This window comes from Tannerella forsythia 92A2 (assembly GCF_000238215.1).
Classification (GTDB): domain Bacteria; phylum Bacteroidota; class Bacteroidia; order Bacteroidales; family Tannerellaceae; genus Tannerella; species Tannerella forsythia.
This window is the reverse complement of the sequence record NC_016610.1, coordinates 1,121,672-1,139,092: the sequence shown is the minus strand read 5'-3', so window position 1 is coordinate 1,139,092 and position 17,421 is coordinate 1,121,672. Positions and strand designations below refer to the sequence as shown.

At 48.7% G+C, this 17,421-nt stretch carries 13 protein-coding genes and 1 riboswitch; of the genes, 10 read left to right on the top strand and 3 right to left on the bottom strand.

What is annotated here, in order from left to right:
- Positions 1-11: 11 nt before the first annotated feature.
- The 5 genes from BFO_RS14875 (at position 12) to BFO_RS04550 (ending at position 5,676) form a co-directional block, all read left to right on the top strand.
- Positions 12-694, top strand: a protein-coding gene (locus BFO_RS14875; RefSeq protein ID WP_394329996.1) for an IS1 family transposase whose coding sequence is annotated in 2 segments (ribosomal slippage) — positions 12-372 and positions 372-694 — 684 coding nt in all. Because the reading frame shifts where the segments join, the coding sequence is not laid out codon by codon here.
- Positions 687-1,136 carry a methyltransferase domain-containing protein gene (locus BFO_RS04565; RefSeq protein ID WP_014224460.1) on the top strand — a complete coding sequence of 150 codons (450 nt, stop codon included), beginning with the start codon at positions 687-689 and terminating at the stop codon, positions 1,134-1,136. Before BFO_RS14875 ends, BFO_RS04565 begins: the two co-directional genes overlap by 8 nt.
- 1 nt (position 1,137) lies before the next feature.
- Entirely contained in the window at positions 1,138-2,400 is a 1,263-nt protein-coding gene (locus tag BFO_RS15340; RefSeq protein WP_014224459.1) for a glycosyltransferase family 4 protein, read from the top strand.
- 3 nt (positions 2,401-2,403) lie between these two features.
- The gene (locus BFO_RS15335; protein ID WP_014224458.1) at positions 2,404-3,171 is read left to right on the top strand and encodes a glycosyltransferase family 2 protein; all 768 of its coding nucleotides are present in this window, start codon (positions 2,404-2,406) and stop codon (positions 3,169-3,171) included.
- A 42-nt stretch (positions 3,172-3,213) separates the two neighbouring features.
- Entirely contained in the window at positions 3,214-5,676 is a 2,463-nt protein-coding gene (locus BFO_RS04550) for a membrane protein (protein WP_014224457.1), read from the top strand.
- A gap of 564 nt (positions 5,677-6,240) precedes the next feature.
- Here BFO_RS04550 and BFO_RS04545 read toward each other — a convergent pair.
- Positions 6,241-8,466, bottom strand: coding sequence for a polyribonucleotide nucleotidyltransferase (locus tag BFO_RS04545; protein ID WP_041591123.1), 2,226 nt, complete (start codon positions 8,464-8,466; stop codon positions 6,241-6,243).
- 269 nt (positions 8,467-8,735) lie between these two features.
- Between BFO_RS04545 and BFO_RS04540 the strand changes: the two genes are divergently transcribed.
- Together BFO_RS04540 and uvrA are read left to right on the top strand one after the other, a co-directional pair.
- Entirely contained in the window at positions 8,736-10,205 is a 1,470-nt protein-coding gene (locus BFO_RS04540; protein WP_041590675.1) for an aminoacyl-histidine dipeptidase, read from the top strand.
- 69 nt (positions 10,206-10,274) lie between these two features.
- Positions 10,275-13,091 carry an excinuclease ABC subunit UvrA gene (gene uvrA, locus BFO_RS04535; RefSeq protein WP_014224453.1) on the top strand — a complete coding sequence of 939 codons (2,817 nt, stop codon included), beginning with the start codon at positions 10,275-10,277 and terminating at the stop codon, positions 13,089-13,091.
- 31 nt (positions 13,092-13,122) lie between these two features.
- Here the strand turns inward: uvrA and BFO_RS04530 are convergent, their stop codons facing one another.
- Both BFO_RS04530 and BFO_RS04525 read right to left on the bottom strand, forming a co-directional pair.
- Entirely contained in the window at positions 13,123-14,049 is a 927-nt protein-coding gene (locus tag BFO_RS04530) for a carbohydrate kinase family protein (RefSeq protein ID WP_014224452.1), read from the bottom strand.
- Complete coding sequence (locus tag BFO_RS04525) at positions 14,037-14,669, bottom strand: SIS domain-containing protein (RefSeq protein ID WP_041590674.1); 633 nt, start codon at positions 14,667-14,669, stop codon at positions 14,037-14,039. The genes BFO_RS04530 and BFO_RS04525 overlap by 13 nt, the downstream gene beginning before the upstream one ends.
- Positions 14,670-14,763: 94 nt before the next feature.
- On the opposite strand from BFO_RS04525, the gene BFO_RS04520 reads away from it, so the two are divergent.
- The 3 genes from BFO_RS04520 (at position 14,764) to BFO_RS04510 (ending at position 17,001) form a co-directional block, all read left to right on the top strand.
- Complete coding sequence (locus tag BFO_RS04520) at positions 14,764-15,924, top strand: TlpA disulfide reductase family protein (RefSeq protein ID WP_014224450.1); 1,161 nt, start codon at positions 14,764-14,766, stop codon at positions 15,922-15,924.
- Between the two features lie 191 nt (positions 15,925-16,115).
- Positions 16,116-16,586, top strand: coding sequence for a transcription elongation factor GreA (gene greA / locus BFO_RS04515; RefSeq protein WP_041590673.1), 471 nt, complete (start codon positions 16,116-16,118; stop codon positions 16,584-16,586).
- 13 nt (positions 16,587-16,599) lie between these two features.
- Positions 16,600-17,001 carry an HIT family protein gene (locus BFO_RS04510; protein ID WP_014224448.1) on the top strand — a complete coding sequence of 134 codons (402 nt, stop codon included), beginning with the start codon at positions 16,600-16,602 and terminating at the stop codon, positions 16,999-17,001.
- Positions 17,002-17,148: 147 nt separating this feature from the next.
- Positions 17,149-17,354: riboswitch (cobalamin riboswitch) on the top strand.
- Positions 17,355-17,421: the final 67 nt, after the last annotated feature.

Genomic DNA, 17,421 nt, shown 5'->3' with positions numbered 1-17,421 from the left:
GAAAAAAAACTATGGATTGTCCAAGATGTGGAAGCATAAATCATCGTAAAGATGGCATTGTCGGTGGTCGTCAGCGCCATTATTGTAAAGATTGTCATTATCGTTATACTGTTCAACAGAAATCTAATACAAAATCAGCTGCTACTCGTAGATTAGCTTTGGAGATGTACTTGGAGGGCTTAGGTTTTAGAGCAATCGGACGCATATTGAAAATAAGTCATACAATTGTTTACTATTGGGTAAAAGAATGGGGTGAAAGGGTGGCTTTACCACAAAAAGAGGGACCTGTTTCAGTTGTTGAATTAGATGAGATGCACACATATATAGGTTCAAAAAAAACTACTGTTGGGTATGGATTGCTGTTGATCGATTTGGAAAACGATTTATCTCTTTTGTCTGTGGGGACAGAAGCACAGATACAGGGATGAAGCTTTGGAAGAAGATAAAAAACATTCCTGCATCTGTGTATTATTCTGACTATTGGAAGAGCTATAAGGAATTTCTTCCTAATGTAAAACACATTCAAACGAAGGCAGAAACTTATACAGTCGAAGGTTATAATAGCAGAATAAGGCATTATTTAGCAAGGTTCAAACGAAAAGAGAAGTGTTATAGTAAGGCAAAACATATGATAGAAAAATCCCTAAAATTACTTTTTCTAAAACTAAACAACGAGCTGGCTATATGTGTTTAACAATACCGATTTTTTTAACTTTTCTACGGACAGAAAATATGATATTGTTTTCTCTTTGGGATTTATCGAGCATTTCAACAATACGCGGGATGTAATTCTGCGGCATGTAGACTTACTCGCTTCCGGCGGACTTTTGCTTATTGTCTTGCCCAACTTGTTAGGGCTAAACGGATGGATACAGCGCCGGTTTGATAAAGAGAATTATGATGCACATAATTTAAAGTCGATGGAGATCGATCGATTAAAGAAAATCATGGCGACATTCTCTTTGAAAGATTTACGTGTCGAATACACAAGAAAACCGATTGTATGGTTAGAGCCTAAAGCTAAAACGTCTTTAATGATCCGGTGGATGGTAAAGATGATAAGTTATGCGATCAAGCTGTTTTCCGTCAAAGGGAAGTTTTTGTCACCCTATATTGTGATTGCAGCGAGAAAATAAGATGAAGATTCTCCTGCTTAGTACGTTTGAGTTACAAGGGGGCGCCGCCATCGCCTGCAAGCGTTTGCAGCAAGCGTTGGAGGAGCAGGGTATATCGGCTAAGATGCTGGTACGTGATAAGCAGACGGACGACGAACGGGTTTGCAGTATTTACGAGAAACAGCCTAAGTGGTTCGGCAAGTTCCGATTTTTATGGGAGCGTCTTGTTATCTGGTTAAATAACGGTTTTTCACGTCATAACTTATTTGCCGTATCGATTGCCAATACGGGATATCGTATTGACCGGCATCCTCTCGTAAAATGGGCGGATGTTATTCACTTGCATTGGGTCAATCAGGGTTTTCTATCCTTGAAGAGCATTGCAAAATTATCCTCATTGGGTAAACCTGTTGTTTGGACGATGCATGACCAGTGGGCATATACCGGAATATGTCACTATACCGGGGGATGTTTGAAATATTACACACAATGTCAGGCGTGTGCCAAACTAAAGCATGCCTGTAAGAAGGATTTATCTCGATGTATTTTTAAGAAAAAGGCGGAAATCTATCGTTCCGGAAAAATCACGTTTCTCGGTTGCAGCCAATGGATCGCTGATGAGGCACGAAAAAGCGCACTGTGTCATGAATCGAGGATCTGTTCCATCCCTAATGCGATTGATTGTATGGTTTATGGGAAAAAAAACAAAGCGGAAGTTCGCCAATCGCTCCATCTGCCCACAGATAAGAAATTGCTTTTATTCGGGGCTTGCAAGGTGACGGATGATCGGAAAGGTTTTAACTATCTGAAGGAGGCTTGCGAATATTTATCCCGACGGGAAAAAATATCGAAAGATGAGCTTTTGATTGTCGTTTTCGGCGGAAATTCGGAAGAAATTGCAGCCTTATTGCCTTATCCGGTATATCATGTCGGTTATATTCGTGATGCGGAGAAGATGATTGATTTATATAATGCGGTCGACCTGTTCGTTATTCCTTCGATGGAAGATAATCTTCCGAACACCATTATGGAAGCTATGGCATGCGGTACTCCTTGCGTCGGATTCGATGTGGGAGGAATTCCCGAAATGATCGATCATCGGCAGAACGGATATGTGGCAGAATATAAGAATGCAGACGATTTAGCTAATGGTATCCGCTGGATTTTGGAAGAAGCTGATCCGGAAATACTTTCGACGAATGCACGTAAGAAGGTTGAGCAAAGCTATAGCGAAGAGATCGTAGCCAAACAGCACATGGCATTATATCACAGTCTATTGTCATAATATATGTCTCCTTTGTTTTCCATTATCACCGTCACTTACAACGCAGAGAAAGTGTTGGAGTGGACGTTGCGAAGCGTTGCGGAACAATCGTATGCAAGGATCGAATATATTGTGATCGACGGAGCATCGACAGACGGGACGATGGAGATGGTTACGAGTTACAAGTCACAAAGTCCGGGATTGGTTCGGTTTGAAGTGATATCCGAGCCGGACAAGGGACTTTATGATGCAATGAACAAAGGACTTCGGGTGGCGACAGGCGATTACGTGTGGTTTCTCAATGCGGGTGATACGTTGCAGTCGCCGGAGACGGTGGCTCGGTTGGCCGAGGTGGCCGAACGGAACGGAATGCCGGATATCCTTTACGGAGAGACGGACGTGGTGGATGAAGAGGGGAAGTTCTTGGCGGCGCGTCGGCTGAAAGTGCCGGAGCATTTGACATGGAAGAGTTTCTGTACGGGTATGCTGGTCTGTCATCAGGCCTTTGTGATGAAGCGGGAGGCGGCACCGGAGTACGATTTGCAATACCGTTTCTCTGCCGATTTTGACTGGTGTATCCGTTGCATGAAACAATCCACAGCGATTGTCAATTCGCATCTGCGTCTCATCCATTATCTCGCGGAGGGGATGACAACCCGCAACCGCAAGGCGTCGTTGAAAGAGCGCTACCGGATCATGTGTAACTATTACGGCACGTTCCCGACCCGGATACGACACCTTTGGTTTGCCCTTCGTTTCTATTGGGCGAAGCTTTTCGGGAACAATTATTAGTGAATCGACATTATAATGTAAGAATTGAAAAGATAGAACATCATGAGCGATACATTGAAAAAAAGTTTGCTGCATATCTTAGCGGTATTGTTGTTTTTAGGGCTGTCCGTCATTTACTTCGCGCCGGAAGTATTCGACAATAAAGGGCTGATGCAGGGCGATGTGACGAGCGCACAAGGTTGGGGAAAAGATCTTGTCGATTATTATAAAGAAACGGGAGAACACGCTTTCTGGTCGAACCGTATGTTTGCGGGGATGCCGCACAATTACGCGTATGGCGCACCGATCTTCAACATCTTCAGTTATGTGAGCCGTGTGTTCTCGCTCTACTTCCTTTCCGGAAACGCCTTTGTGGTTTTCCTTTCTCTCATCGGTTTCTACATTTTTATGATCGCTTTGGGGTGCAGACACTGGTTAAGTATCATCGGGGCGATCGCTTATGCGTTCGCGTCGTTCAATCTGATCAGTATTCATGCCGGACATGTGAATAAATGCCTTGTGATGGCCACGATGGCACCGGTTATCGGAGGAATTATTCTCTGCTATCGCAAGAAATATCTCTGGGGAAGCATCGTCACGCTTGTTTTTACGGGGCTGAACGTACTTTGGAGTCATCAACAGATCAGCTACTATCTGTTGATGATGATTCTTGTGTTGGCTGTAGTCTATTTGATCTATGCCATCCGTGAACATACGTTGCCCGATTATTTCAAATCGTCTGCTATTCTCCTGGTCGTTGGTTTGCTGGCTATTGCTCCGGCGTTAGGTTCATTGATGAACTCGGCCGATTACGTAAAAGAGACGATGCGCGGCGGCGCCGTGTTGAAAGCCGATCCCGACGGGAAGAAAGAAAGCTCCGGACTGGATATCGACTATGCGTTCAACTGGAGTTACGGCAAAGGAGAAACGATGACGCTGCTGATACCTAATTTCTACGGAGCCAGCTCGCATTACGACATCGGCACGGATTCGGAGTGTTACCACTTCTTCAGCCGTAACGGACAGGCCGCACAAGGAAAACAATTCTGTCAGTACGCTCCGGCTTATTGGGGCGACCAGCCTTTTACGGCCGGACCGGTTTATGTGGGAGCCGTCGTCTGCTTCCTGTTTGTGCTGGGGCTGCTTATCGTGCAAGGGCCCGAACGATGGTGGTTGCTTGCCGTGACCCTGATTTCGTTCGTCCTGTCGTGGGGGAAAAACGCCGGGATCAATGAATTTCTGTTCCATCACCTGCCGCTGTACAACAAGTTCCGTACCCCCTCGATGGCACTCGTCATTGCGGAAGTATCGATGGTCGCACTGGCCGTGCTTGCCGTCAAAACGTTTCTTGAATACAAAGACGAGCGGAAGAAGCTGCTTCGTCCGTTATCGATCTCGGCCGGCATCACAGGAGGGCTGTGTCTGCTCTACGCTTTGTTCGGCGGCAGTGTGATGAGCTTTACAAGTCAGGCCGACACGCAGAATTTCGGTCAGTATCCCGATCTGCTGATGGCTTTGGTCTCCGACCGTCAGAGCCTGCTATCGGCCGACGCGTGGCGCTCGTTTGTGTTTATCGCATTGGCGGCCGCGGCGTTATGGCTGTATATAAGAACATCGTATAAATTGGGGTATCTGCTGGCCATCTTCGGCGTACTGATTTTTATCGATGCGTGGACCGTCGATAAGCGTTTCCTGAATCACGACAGCTTTGTGCCGAAGAAGAAATCGCGCGAGATCGTGGCGACGGAAGTCGACAAACTCATCTTGCAGGACAAAGACCCGAACTATCGGGTGTTGAACTTGACGAAAAATACGTTCAACGAGTCGGAGACGTCGTATTTCCATAAATCCGTCGGCGGATACAGCCCGGCCAAGCTGCGCCGTTATCAGGATATAATTGATTATCATTTCTCGCAACAGGGCATTAACCCGAATGTGCTGAACATGCTCAATACGCGTTATATCATCGTTCCGACTCAGCAAGGGCCACAGGTGCAGAAGAACGATCGAGCGCTGGGTAATGTGTGGTTTGTAAACGAGATTCAGTGGGTGAACTCGCCCGATGAAGAAATCGTTGCCCTAAACGACTTCGATCCGTTGGAGAGAGCGGTGATTGATGTTGTCTGGAAAGAAAAGCTGGCCGACTGGGAGCAGTTACAACATGCGACGGACAGCGCGGCTTCGATCCGTCTGACTGACTGTGTCAATCCGGGTCATCTGCTCTACGAGAGCAACAGTACGCAACCTCGTCTGGCCGTCTTCTCCGAAGTGTTTTACAAAACATGGCGTGCGTATATCGACGGGCAGGAAGTGTCGCCGGTGCGGGTGAATTATATCCTGCGGGGATTGAAGGTGCCTGCGGGTCAGCATAAGATCGAGTTCAAGTGCATCGACGAGGTTTATCTTCGCAGTGCGAAAATCTCCATGACCGGCTCAATCATTGTGGGGATCGTCCTGATAGGACTGCTCGGTTTCGCGCTTTGGGATGCTATCCGGAAGAAAAAGCCGGCCATCGCCGAAACTTGACGCGCAAAAATATAACGAAATCTTTTTTAACCCAGATTCCGCAATAGAAGAAATAAGAATGAATTTAATTCAGGCTTTCAGCCCTCCGAACAAGGTCCGGATGTCGATATACCCCACCCTTGCGGGATGGGGCTGAAATAATTCGGGCTTTCAGCCCTCGTAAACCCCGCAGAGGCGGTGAGTTGTTGAATTGTTGAGATGTTTATTTGTTTAGTTGTTGATTTGTTGGCTCTGCTGATTGCTGAATGCTGACTGCTGATTGCAGAAAGAGCCCTGAAAGGGCGAGATAATTCAGCCCAATGCGAAGCGTTGGGGAAAAAGGCATCGCATCCCGGCGGAGGGCTGTAAGCCTGACGTAACCATTGTCGTGCATTCGTACGTCCATGATTAATGGTAAACGCCGAACAGTGTATCGCGTAATTTGGGTTTAAGCCAAAGTGAGGCTGTCTCAAAAGCAAAGACAGCCTCTTTAAAAAAAGAGGCGTCTCGTTTTGAGGCGGCCTCTCTTTATTTGCAGGAAAACAATCACCATCATTTTCCATACCATGTTATAAACATCTGTGATTATTGGTTGCCACCGCGATGATTTTCGCGATGCGGACGGCCTCCATTGTCACGACGGCCTCCGTTGTTGTTTTGACGTGGCGGACGTGCGGGACGTTCCGCTTCCTTATATCCTTCAGGTTTCGGCATCAATACTTTGCGAGAGAGTTTGAACTTGCCTGTCTTCGGATCGATATCGACCAGCTTCACCGTGATGCTGTCGCCTTCACGCAGTCCTGTTTCTTCGACCGTTTCCAGACGTTTCCAGTCGATCTCCGAGATGTGCAGCAGACCGTCTTTGCCCTGCATGAATTCGACAAAAGCGCCATAGGGCATGATGGATGAAATCTTACCTTCATACACTTCTCCTACTTCGGGTACGGCAACGATGGCCTTGATGGCACGCATTGCAGCATCGATCGATTCTTTATTCGTTGCCGAGACCTCAACAATGCCTTGATTGTCGACCTCTTCGATCGAGATTGTTGCCCCGCTCTTCTCCTGAATCCCCTGGATAATCTTCCCTCCCGGGCCGATTACCGCACCGATAAATTCTTTTCCGATAATCAGCGTCTCGATGCGTGGCGCATGAGGCTTAAGTTCGGCACGTGCTTCGGGCTGAGCGTCGGTAATCTTTCCGAGGATATGCATACGTCCTTCCTTGGCTTGTGCAAGGGCCTTTTCAAGAATCTCGTATGAAAGTCCGTCCACCTTGATATCCATCTGGGTCGCTGTAATACCGTCCTTCGTACCGGTCACTTTAAAGTCCATGTCGCCGAGATGGTCTTCATCGCCGAGGATATCGGAAAGAATCGCATAGTTCGTCCCTTTGTTTTCCGAAATCAACCCCATCGCAATCCCCGATACCGGCTTCTTGAGAGGCACACCGGCATCCCGTAACGCCAACGTCCCGGCGCAGACGGTCGCCATCGACGACGAACCGTTAGACTCGAGAATATCCGAAACGACACGCACGACATACGGATAGTCATTCGGGATCATCCGCTTGAGTGCACGGTGGGCAAGGTTTCCGTGTCCTACTTCGCGACGTCCCACACCGCGTTGCGGTCTGGCTTCACCGGTCGAGAAAGGCGGGAAATTGTAGTGTAGCAGGAAACGGTCACGTCCCTGATTCAACACGTCATCAACAATTTTCTCATCATTCTTCGTACCCAATGTGACGGTTGTGAGCGACTGTGTCTCACCGCGTGTAAAGATTGCGGCTCCGTGAGGCCCAGCCAAACAGTCGGTTTCGATCCAGATGGAGCGGATATCGGTTGTTTTCCGACCGTCGAGGCGCTTGCCTTCGTCGAGGATAGCCCGACGCATGGCTTCTTTTTCCACGTCGTGGTAGTAACGGTCGATCAGCGCCCCTTTCGTCTCCAACTCTTCTTCCGTATATTGAGCTTTGAATTCTTCTACGATCTTTTCAAAAGCTTCGGCACGTTCTTGTTTGCCCTGTCCCGAAACGGAGATCGCATACGCTTTGGCATAGAGGTCGTCGTGTACTTTCTTACGCAGGTCTTCGTCGTTCTCCTCATGGCAATATTCACGTTTAACCGTTTTTCCGCATGCAGCTTCGAGCTCTTTCTGAACGAGGCAGTGCTTTTTGATGGCTTCATGCGCCACCTTGATGGCTTCGAGCATCTCGCTCTCCTGCACTTCGCTCATCTCGCCTTCTACCATCATGATATTGTCATACGTGGCGCCGACCATGATGTCGATATCGGCCTTTTCGAGTTGCGTAAAGGTCGGGTTGATGATAAATTGGCCGTCGACACGTGCCACACGCACTTCCGAGATCGGTCCTCCGAACGGGATGTCGGAAACGGCGAGGGCTGCCGAGGCGGCCAGTCCGGCCAATGCGTCCGGCATATCTTCACCGTCGGCAGAGAAAAGTATGATGTTTACAAATACTTCAGCATGATAATCGTCCGGGAACAACGGACGGAGTACGCGGTCGACTAATCGAGAGGTGAGCACTTCATAGTCGGAGGCTTTCCCTTCTCTGCGCGTAAAGCCGCCGGGAAAACGGCCAAATGCCGCAAATTTCTCCTTATAATCTACCTGAAGCGGCATAAAGTCCGTACCGGGCACTGCGTCTTTTGCAGCACAAACCGTGGCCAACAGCACTGTGCTTCCCATTCGGACAGTTACGGAACCATCAGCCTGCTTGGCCAACTTCCCGGTTTCGATGGTGATGATCCTTCCATCACCTAAATCAATCGTCTTTTCAATTACATTCATCTTTGTTTCTTTCGTTACGTCTAAAAACATCTAACTTCTTAAAATTCGGACAAAGGTAGAAAATTATTGACAATTAATCGTGAACGCGTCGTTTTTTTTCGGAGAAAGAGTCGTTGAGGGCCTTCTTCTCCCTCCTTGAAACAAGAAGAATGATATACCGCGAAAAGACTATCAGGCAGACCAATGACAACCTTCATCAAGACTTCGTTAGCATATCTCAGATTTTTTGTCTACGTTTGCAGAGAAATACATCATTCATATCTAAAATCATGGCAAAAGAAATCAAATTACTTTCACCGCAAGCCGTTTGGGGATATTTTTATGACCTGACGCAAATCCCGCGTCCGACGGGACATACCCAACAAGTGACGGAATATCTGAAAACGTTCGGCAAAGAACAGGGTCTGGAAACGCTTCAGGATGCGACAGGCAATGTGTTGATACGCAAGCCGGCTACGGCGGGATATGAAGACCGTGAAACCGTCATCATGCAATCCCATGTCGATATGGTGCCGCAGAAGAATGCGTCGGTAGTGCATGATTTTCTGACGGACCCGATCGATGCGTATGTCGATGGCGAATGGGTGACGGCTCGTGAGACGACGCTCGGCGCCGACAACGGCATGGGGATGGCATTAGCCATGGCGGTATTGTCGGACAAAACGTTGAAGCACGGCCCGCTCGAAGCTCTGTTCACGATCGATGAAGAAGTAGGGATGGATGGCGCCTCCGGCTTGAAACCCGGTTTTCTGAAAGGACGCATTCTGCTCAATGGCGACTCGGAAGAGGAGGGGAGGTTATATGTGGGCTGTGCCGGCGGTATAGACTTGAATATTTCTTTCCGTTATCAGGATGGAGCGCCACCCATCGAAGGGGATGTGGCCGTAAAAATTCTGCTTACGGGACTGAAAGGCGGCCATTCGGGTGTTGATATTCACCTTGGTCGCGCAAATGCCAATAAGCTGATGTTCCGCTTGCTGAAAGTGGCTGTGTGTGACTATGGCGCACGGTTAGCCACAATCGACGGCGGCTCGCTGCGCAATGCGATCCCTCGCGAAGCAACGGCCGTGATCACCCTTCCCGCCGACAATATCGAAGCTCTGTGGGAATTGATTGCCGACTATCAGGATTTATACCGCTCCGAATATAAGGGGATCGAGGAAAGCCTCTGTCTTACGGCCGAGATGACTGAAGCACCGTCGTCGCTAATCCCTGAAGAGATTCAGGACGATCTGATCAATGCCGTAGAAGGTTGCCAGAATGGGGTCATCAGTATGTTAAACGATTTTCCGGGGACGGTAGAATCGTCATCGAATCTGGCTGTCGTGAAGTCGGAAAACGGGGCGATCGATGTGAAGATTCTTGTGCGAAGCTCATCGGAGAGCCGTAGGGAGTCTGTTTGCTCGTCGCTCGAGAGTGTCTTCTCGATGGCCGGCGCCAAAGTAGAATACGACAACGTCTACGGTGGCTGGCAACCGAACATCGATTCACCGATTCTGCGGACGATGGAAGCGACGTACGAAAAACTTTTCGGGCAAAAGCCGGTCGTATCGGTGATGCATGCGGGCCTCGAATGCGGAATCATTCAGGAGGCATATCCTGACATGGATATGATTTCGTTCGGGCCGGACATCCGGTTCCCGCATTCTCCCGACGAAGCCGTTCGTATCGATTCGGTCGAAAAGGTATGGAAGCTGCTGACGGCTACTCTTGAAGATGCACCGCGTGCGTCGTCGTAAGAGGCCTGAAAGGCGCGCCCCTGTTTCTTGAAAAATCGTTACCTTTGCCGATTCAATTTGAATGATTGCATGATGGCAAAGAAGACGGTGAAAGAAAAAGAAGAAGACGGGTACATCCTGATCAAGGGGGCGCGTGTCAACAATTTGAAAAATATCGATGTCAAGATTCCGCGCGATAAGTTCGTAGTGATTACCGGACTGTCAGGCAGCGGCAAGTCGTCGTTAGCATTCGATACGTTGTATGCCGAGGGCCAGCGACGCTATGTGGAGAGCCTCTCGGCTTACGCCCGTCAGTTTTTGGGACGCATGAGCAAGCCTGAATGCGATTACATCAAAGGTATTCCGCCGGCAATTGCCATCGAGCAGAAGGTCAGTGTCCGCAATCCTCGGTCAACGGTCGGTACATCGACCGAGATTTACGAATATCTCCGCTTGCTGTATGCCCGGCTGGGACAAACGATTTCGCCCGTTTCGGGGCAGAAAGTGAAGAAGCATCAAGTCTCCGATGTGGTGAAAAAGGCGTTGTCCTACCCTACCGGTATACGTTTTGCCGTTTATGCTCCGGTCGTTCTGCCTGAAGGGCGGACGCTCAAAGAACAGCTTGAAATCCTCCGGAAAGAAGGCTATACACGACTTGAAATCGATGGGAAAATCTATCGCATACAGGAAGTACTCGATGATGCCGGACTGACGGACACGAAGGATGCCGAGATTTTGATCGACCGGTTAGAGGTCTCGGACGACAAACTGCTGAAAAATCGTTTAGCCGACTCCGTTGAGACTGCTTTTTACGAAGGGCAGGGCACTTGTCGGCTGAAAGTCTATCGGACGGAATCGCCCGAAGTGTTCGAGTTCTCAAAACGTTTCGAGGCTGACGGGATGGTTTTCGAGGAGCCGACCGAGATGATGTTCAACTTTAACAATCCGCTGGGCGCCTGTCCCACATGCGAAGGATTCGGGAAGGTGCTGGGCATTGATGAAGATCTGGTGGTACCGGATAAAAGTCTGTCGATCTACGAAGGCGCTGTCGTCTGCTGGAAAGGCGAAGTGATGAGCGAATGGTTGCGCGATTTTATCCATGCCGCGGTTAAACACGATTTCCCGATACACCGGCCTTACTTCGAACTGACAGCGAAGGAGAAGGAACTGCTGTGGCACGGCGCACGAGGTGTCCATGGCATTGACGACTTTTTCAAGTTTGTCGAAAGCAATCAGTACAAGATACAGTACCGTGTCATGTTGGCGCGATATCGAGGTAAAACGACATGCCCGGCCTGCAAGGGCAGCCGGCTGAAACCTTCGGCGCTTCATGTACAGGTCGGCGGGAAGAATATGGCCGAACTGGTCACGATGCCGGTAAATGAAGTAAAGACATTCTTCGACCGGCTGGAACTGAGCGAAGCCGATACAATCATTGCCAAACGTCTGCTGACGGAGATTAATAACCGGCTGCAATTCCTGCTCGATGTCGGGCTGGGCTATCTGACGCTCGACCGTTTGTCGGCCACTCTTTCGGGAGGTGAGAGCCAGCGCATCAGCTTAGCTACTTCGTTGGGGAGCAGTCTCGTCGGGTCGCTCTATATCCTCGACGAGCCGAGTATCGGACTGCACTCGCGTGATACCGATATGCTAATCAAGGTGCTTCGCCAATTACAGGCGCTAGGCAATACGGTCGTCGTCGTAGAGCATGACGAGGAAATCATCCGTGCGGCAGACTATATCATCGATATCGGCCCGGCGGCGGGAAGGTTAGGGGGCGAGGTCGTCTACCAGGGTGCCGTAAACGGATTACGGCAACAGACCGACAGCCATACTGTACGTTATCTGACGGGGGAGGAGCAGATCGAAACGCCTCCTTATACACGTCCGTGGAATGAATATATTGAGATTAAAGGGGCGCGTAAGAATAATCTGAAACAGGTAGATGTAAAGTTTCCGCTGCATGTGATGACTGTTGTTACAGGTGTCAGCGGGTCGGGTAAGAGCTCGCTTGTACGCGACATTCTTTACGAAGGTGTGAAGCGTTTACTCGACGATGCGCCGGCATCGGTCGAATGTGCGTCGATCACAGGAGATATCCGCCGGATCGAAGCCATCGAATTTGTAGATCAGAATTCGATCGGTAAGAGCTCACGTTCCAATCCGGTGACTTACATCGGAGCTTACGACGAGATACGCAAGCTGTTTGCCGAACAACCTTTAGCCCGTCAGATGGGCTATCAGGCGGCACATTTCTCTTTCAATAAAGAGGGCGGTCGCTGCGAAGAGTGCAAGGGGGAAGGACGGATCACGGTCGAGATGCAGTTTATGGCCGATATCATGCTTGAATGCGAGGCCTGCCACGGCAAACGGTTCAATGTCGATACTTTGGAGGTCGAATACCACGGAGCGAATATCTACGATGTGCTTGAGATGACGGTAAGTCAGGCGATTGAATTTTTCGGAGCGCAAAAAGATGCGCAGGCCAAGAAAGTGGTGAAGAAGTTAAAACCTCTGCAAGAGGTAGGGCTCGGATATATCAAGTTGGGACAGACCTCTTCGACTCTTTCGGGAGGCGAGAACCAGCGTGTCAAGCTCGCGTATTACCTGAGTCAGGAAAAGCAGGCGCCTACCATGTTCGTGTTTGACGAACCGACGACGGGGCTTCATTTCCACGATATCAAGACGTTGCTCAAAGCGTTTAACGCCCTGATCGACCGGGGGCACACGGCTGTGATCATCGAGCATCACCCCGACGTCATCAAATGTGCCGATTATATCATCGATTTAGGCCCCGAAGGAGGGAAAGCGGGCGGGCAAGTAGTCTGTGCAGGTACGCCTCACGATATTGCCGCCTGCGAACAGTCATATACAGGGAAATACCTGAAAGAAAAGCTGAAAAAATAATGTCGAGAAAGGCTTGATCAGCAAAAACATTTTAATCAAGCCTCCTCTCCTTCGCAAATTCGGGCGAGACATAATTGGAAAAGCTCCCGCACACATCGGCCGCGAACTCCATACCGCAACGAATGATCTTGCTCCATACCATCTCGCTCAGTCGTGATAAATCGTGATATCCGATGCCGTATTTGATGAGGCCGTAGACGATGCCGGCATTGAAATTATCGCCGGCGCCGATCGTACTGACCGGGGTCAGAGGTTGCACGTCATAATGTATTTTTCCCTTTTCCGTATATAGATTCACGCCGTCCTTTCCGTGTGTCGTAATCAGTCGTTTACAGTAGAATTTTACTTCGTTCCGGTAAATATCGTCCGTGTCCGATTTTCGGTATAAATTCATAAAATCTTCGTCCGATCCTCTGACGATATCCGCAAATTCATAATTGTCCATTACCGTCGGGCGGAGTTGAATCGCTTCATGCGTATGTGCCTTACGGAAGTTCAGATCATAATAGATGATGGCCCGCTGTGCTTTGGCGTATTCGACAATTTCCGTTACCCGCTCACGCATAACAGGATTCAGCGCATAGTAAGAGCCGAAGATCAGAATGTCATCCGGATGAATCATCGGGAGATGGCCGTTCAGACGTTTGGAGGGATGTTGCGTATAAAAGAGATATTCGGCATCTTTGTCCTCGGACAGGAAAGCTAAAGAGACCGGACTCTTCATATCTGGAGAGCAATCCATGAAGTCAGTGGTCATCCCGTTCGACTTCATAAAATCGCAAATCATTTTCCCGACCCGGTCTTCGCCTAATTCGCTCGTGAACGAGACGGGAATCCCGATCCGACTCAATGAGACCATCGAATTAAATGTTGAGCCGCCCGGCACCGCAACATGCGGCCGGTTGTCCTGAAAAATTATATCCAGAATCGTTTCGCCGATACCGATCACCTGCCGCATGACTCCTCCTGTTCCATTCTGCTTTGCCGACGGCTCTTCGACCCCAGATACCCCCCATGATGCCGCTTGGCATAATCGGTATTCGTGAATCCGATACGTTTCATGGTTCCGACAACTAATACATCACCGATCACCGTCATGACGGTGGTTGATGTTGTGGGTGTCAATCCCAGTGCACACACCTCTTTCGGCGCTCCGGTCGGGAGGCATACGGCAGCCTCTTGGGCTAACCGGCTTTCCGGATCGGACGTGATTACAATAAACGGTATATCTTCTACCAGTCCCCGTGTTAGCTGTACCAGCTCCAACAGCTCGCGTGTCTTTCCCGAATTTGAGACCAGCAGCATCACGTCGTTCGGGCAGACAATGCCCAGATCGCCATGCTGTGCTTCGCTGGGATGCAAGAAGAATGCCGGCGTCCCTGTCGAACTGAACGTTGTTGCGATATTCATCGCAATCTGTCCCGCTTTGCCCATACCGCTTGTGATCAGCTTGCCTCCTTGGTCGTGAACATGCTTTACAATCAAATCTACCGCTTCCGTATAGTGTTCTGTTACAGGAATACGGCGAACAGCATCCGCCTCCTGCTCAATAATCGATCGTATCTCTTTTATCATCATAGTTGCAAAAGTAAGCGAATAATTTTTTTCGGCAACTATAAAATAACGTATATTTGCATCCGTTGAATAAAAAATGAATAAAAAATACGCTTGTATGAAAATGAATAAAATATGCTATTGGGTTGTTATATACGGTTTTATGTTTGCTTTGGAAGCTTGTCGAGAAAGCACGCCTGAATTTACGGTCACTGGAATCGTCGCCGGAGCTGACGGACAAACCATGTACATGGAAAATATCGGCTTGTCGGATATCCGGCTGATCGACTCCGTCAAACTCAACTCGTCCGGTAAATTCACATTCAAAACCGAACGGCCTAAATATCCTGATTTTTATCGACTGAGACTGGGTAGACAATGGATTAATTTCGCCATCGACTCTACCGAGACCGTCACCTTTACAGCCGATGCTAAAACGTTCGCCACCTCCTATACGGTGGAAGGATCCGAAAACAGTGCGGCTATCAAAGAGATTACGCTCGCTCAGTTGGATGCTGATCAGGAAATGAGTCGTATACGCAGTGAATATCGCTCCGGCGTCCTTTCCGACACGGCGTATCGGCGGCGAACCCTTGCCATGGCTGAAGCTTATAAACAGGTGGCGCGCAAATATATTTATGCCAGACCCATGTCTACCGCGGCATACTATGCCTTGTTCCAACAAGTCGACGGTCTGCTGTTTTTCGATCCTTACGATAAGGCAGACTCTCGCTCGTTCGGCGCTGTGGCGACCAGCTATAATCATCTCTATCCCGAAAGTCCGCGTGCCAAACATCTTTATAACCTGGCATTGCAGTCGCTCAAAGTGATTCGTAGCCAGCAGGCCCTCGACTTAAATCAGATAGAAAAGCGGGAAATCGACATGTTGGATATTGAACTGCCCGATCTTCGCGGTATTGGCGTAAAACTCTCGGAGATGGCAAAAGACAAAGTGACGATTCTTAATTTCACGGCTTATGAGACGGAATGGGCACCCTCGCTTAACCTGACGCTGGGTTCACTCTATGAAAAGTATCATAGCCGAGGTTTGGAAATCTATCAGGTTTCCTTAGATGCGGATATTCACCTTTGGAAAAATGTGGCATCCAACATGGCCTGGACATGTGTGCACGACCCCCAATCCGTCTACTCGCAGGCTGCTGCACTCTATAATGTCAAACAACTTCCGGCCGTCTTTTTGCTCAACCGGCGAGGCATTCTGGTTAAACGCGTCGATGATCCGAATGTTCTTGAGAAAGACATCGAAGCCCTCCTGTAAAGAAAAGAAATAGGGTATGATGTTATAAAGCAGTATTTCGGAATTTGGATATATGTAAAATATCTCCTATTTTTGCATCCGAATATAATAAGTGGTAAACAACTGGATTCCGGTCGAAACATTCTTTCTTGACCGGGATTCTTTTTTTATTTTTAAATTAAACGACTTAAACGACGAGGGAGGACATACAAATGGGTGTTACGTATATGACAGAAGAAGGTTACAACAAGATTCTGTCCGAAATCAATTATCTCGAAAGCGTCAAACGTCCTGAGATATCGGCACAGATCGCAGAAGCGCGCGACAAAGGCGACTTGTCCGAGAATGCGGAATACGATGCTGCGAAAGAAGCGCAAGGGATTCTGGAAGGGAAGATTGCACAATTGAAAGGGCTGATCTCCAACGCGCGACTCATTGATGAAGCACAGATCAAGACGGATGTTGTGCAGATTATGAATAAGGTGAAGATCAAGAATCTGCAAAATAAAGCGGTCATGACTTATACGCTCGTGTCTGACTCGGAAGCCAATTTGAAAGAGAACAAAATCGCAGTCAGCACTCCGATCGCACAGGGACTGATGGGGAAAAGAGTAGGCGATATCGCTGAAATCCAAGTTCCTTCAGGCATAATGAAGTTTGAAATCATGGAAATATCCATCTAATCAAAGATCGACTATGGCTACTATTTTCAGTAAAATCGTCAACGGCGAAATCCCATGTCATAAAATTGCGGAGAACCGTGAATTTTTTGCTTTTCTTGATATCCATCCTTTGGTCGAAGGGCATACACTCGTCATTCCCAAAGAAGAAATCGATTATATTTTTGATATCGACGATGACCGGCTGGGACGGATGATGGCCTTTGCCAAAAAGATTGCATGTGCACAGAAACAGGCGATCCCCTGCAAACGCATCGGAATGACGGTCATCGGGCTGGAAGTGCCGCATGCACACATTCATCTGGTGCCTATGCAGAAGGAATCCGACATGCACTTCGGGAAGGAGAAGCTCGAACCGACATCCGAGCAGTTAGCAGAAGTGGCTACACGAATCCGCTCGAAGCTGAACGGAGCATAACACCTCTTCCCAAAATTTCCTTGCGCCCGCCTGCGAGGCGCGAGGAAAATCTTAAAATCGTTAAAGACTGCATCAATACATTGATCGCAGATTTGTTGAAAACTTTTCCGGCATTTTTCGTAAAGAAGCTATTGGCAATTTCCTACCTTTGTACACGTAAACGGTTTCCGCGTTGCCCGACGCAACAAGGAATGAAAATGGGAATCCGGTGCAAGTCCGGAACTATCCCCGTAGCTGTAAGTTCCGCCATATGTGGACGGCGCTATCTATGGCCACTGCTCCCGTCAGCGACGGAGCGGGAAGGCGCGACGTCCGGAACAAGTCAGAAGACCTGCCGTGATACACGAAATAAGAATTTGTAAGTTCTCGGGTGGAAGAATATACAAAGAAGAGCAGATTTTGCATACACTATCATAATAC

Excerpts from the sequence above, each read along its gene's own strand:
- BFO_RS15340 (WP_014224459.1), top strand. The coding sequence starts at position 1,138 with ATGAAGATTCTCCTGCTTAGTACGTTTGAGTTACAAGGGGGCGCCGCC.
- BFO_RS15335 (WP_014224458.1), top strand. The coding sequence starts at position 2,404 with ATGTCTCCTTTGTTTTCCATTATCACCGTCACTTACAACGCAGAGAAA.
- BFO_RS04550 (WP_014224457.1), top strand. The coding sequence starts at position 3,214 with ATGAGCGATACATTGAAAAAAAGTTTGCTGCATATCTTAGCGGTATTG.
- BFO_RS04545 (WP_041591123.1), bottom strand. The coding sequence starts at position 8,466 with ATGAATGTAATTGAAAAGACGATTGATTTAGGTGATGGAAGGATCATC.
- BFO_RS04540 (WP_041590675.1), top strand. The coding sequence starts at position 8,736 with ATGGCAAAAGAAATCAAATTACTTTCACCGCAAGCCGTTTGGGGATAT.
- uvrA (WP_014224453.1), top strand. The coding sequence starts at position 10,275 with ATGATGGCAAAGAAGACGGTGAAAGAAAAAGAAGAAGACGGGTACATC.
- BFO_RS04530 (WP_014224452.1), bottom strand. The coding sequence starts at position 14,049 with ATGCGGCAGGTGATCGGTATCGGCGAAACGATTCTGGATATAATTTTT.
- BFO_RS04525 (WP_041590674.1), bottom strand. The coding sequence starts at position 14,669 with ATGATGATAAAAGAGATACGATCGATTATTGAGCAGGAGGCGGATGCT.
- BFO_RS04520 (WP_014224450.1), top strand. The coding sequence starts at position 14,764 with ATGAAAATGAATAAAATATGCTATTGGGTTGTTATATACGGTTTTATG.
- greA (WP_041590673.1), top strand. The coding sequence starts at position 16,116 with ATGGGTGTTACGTATATGACAGAAGAAGGTTACAACAAGATTCTGTCC.
- BFO_RS04510 (WP_014224448.1), top strand. The coding sequence starts at position 16,600 with ATGGCTACTATTTTCAGTAAAATCGTCAACGGCGAAATCCCATGTCAT.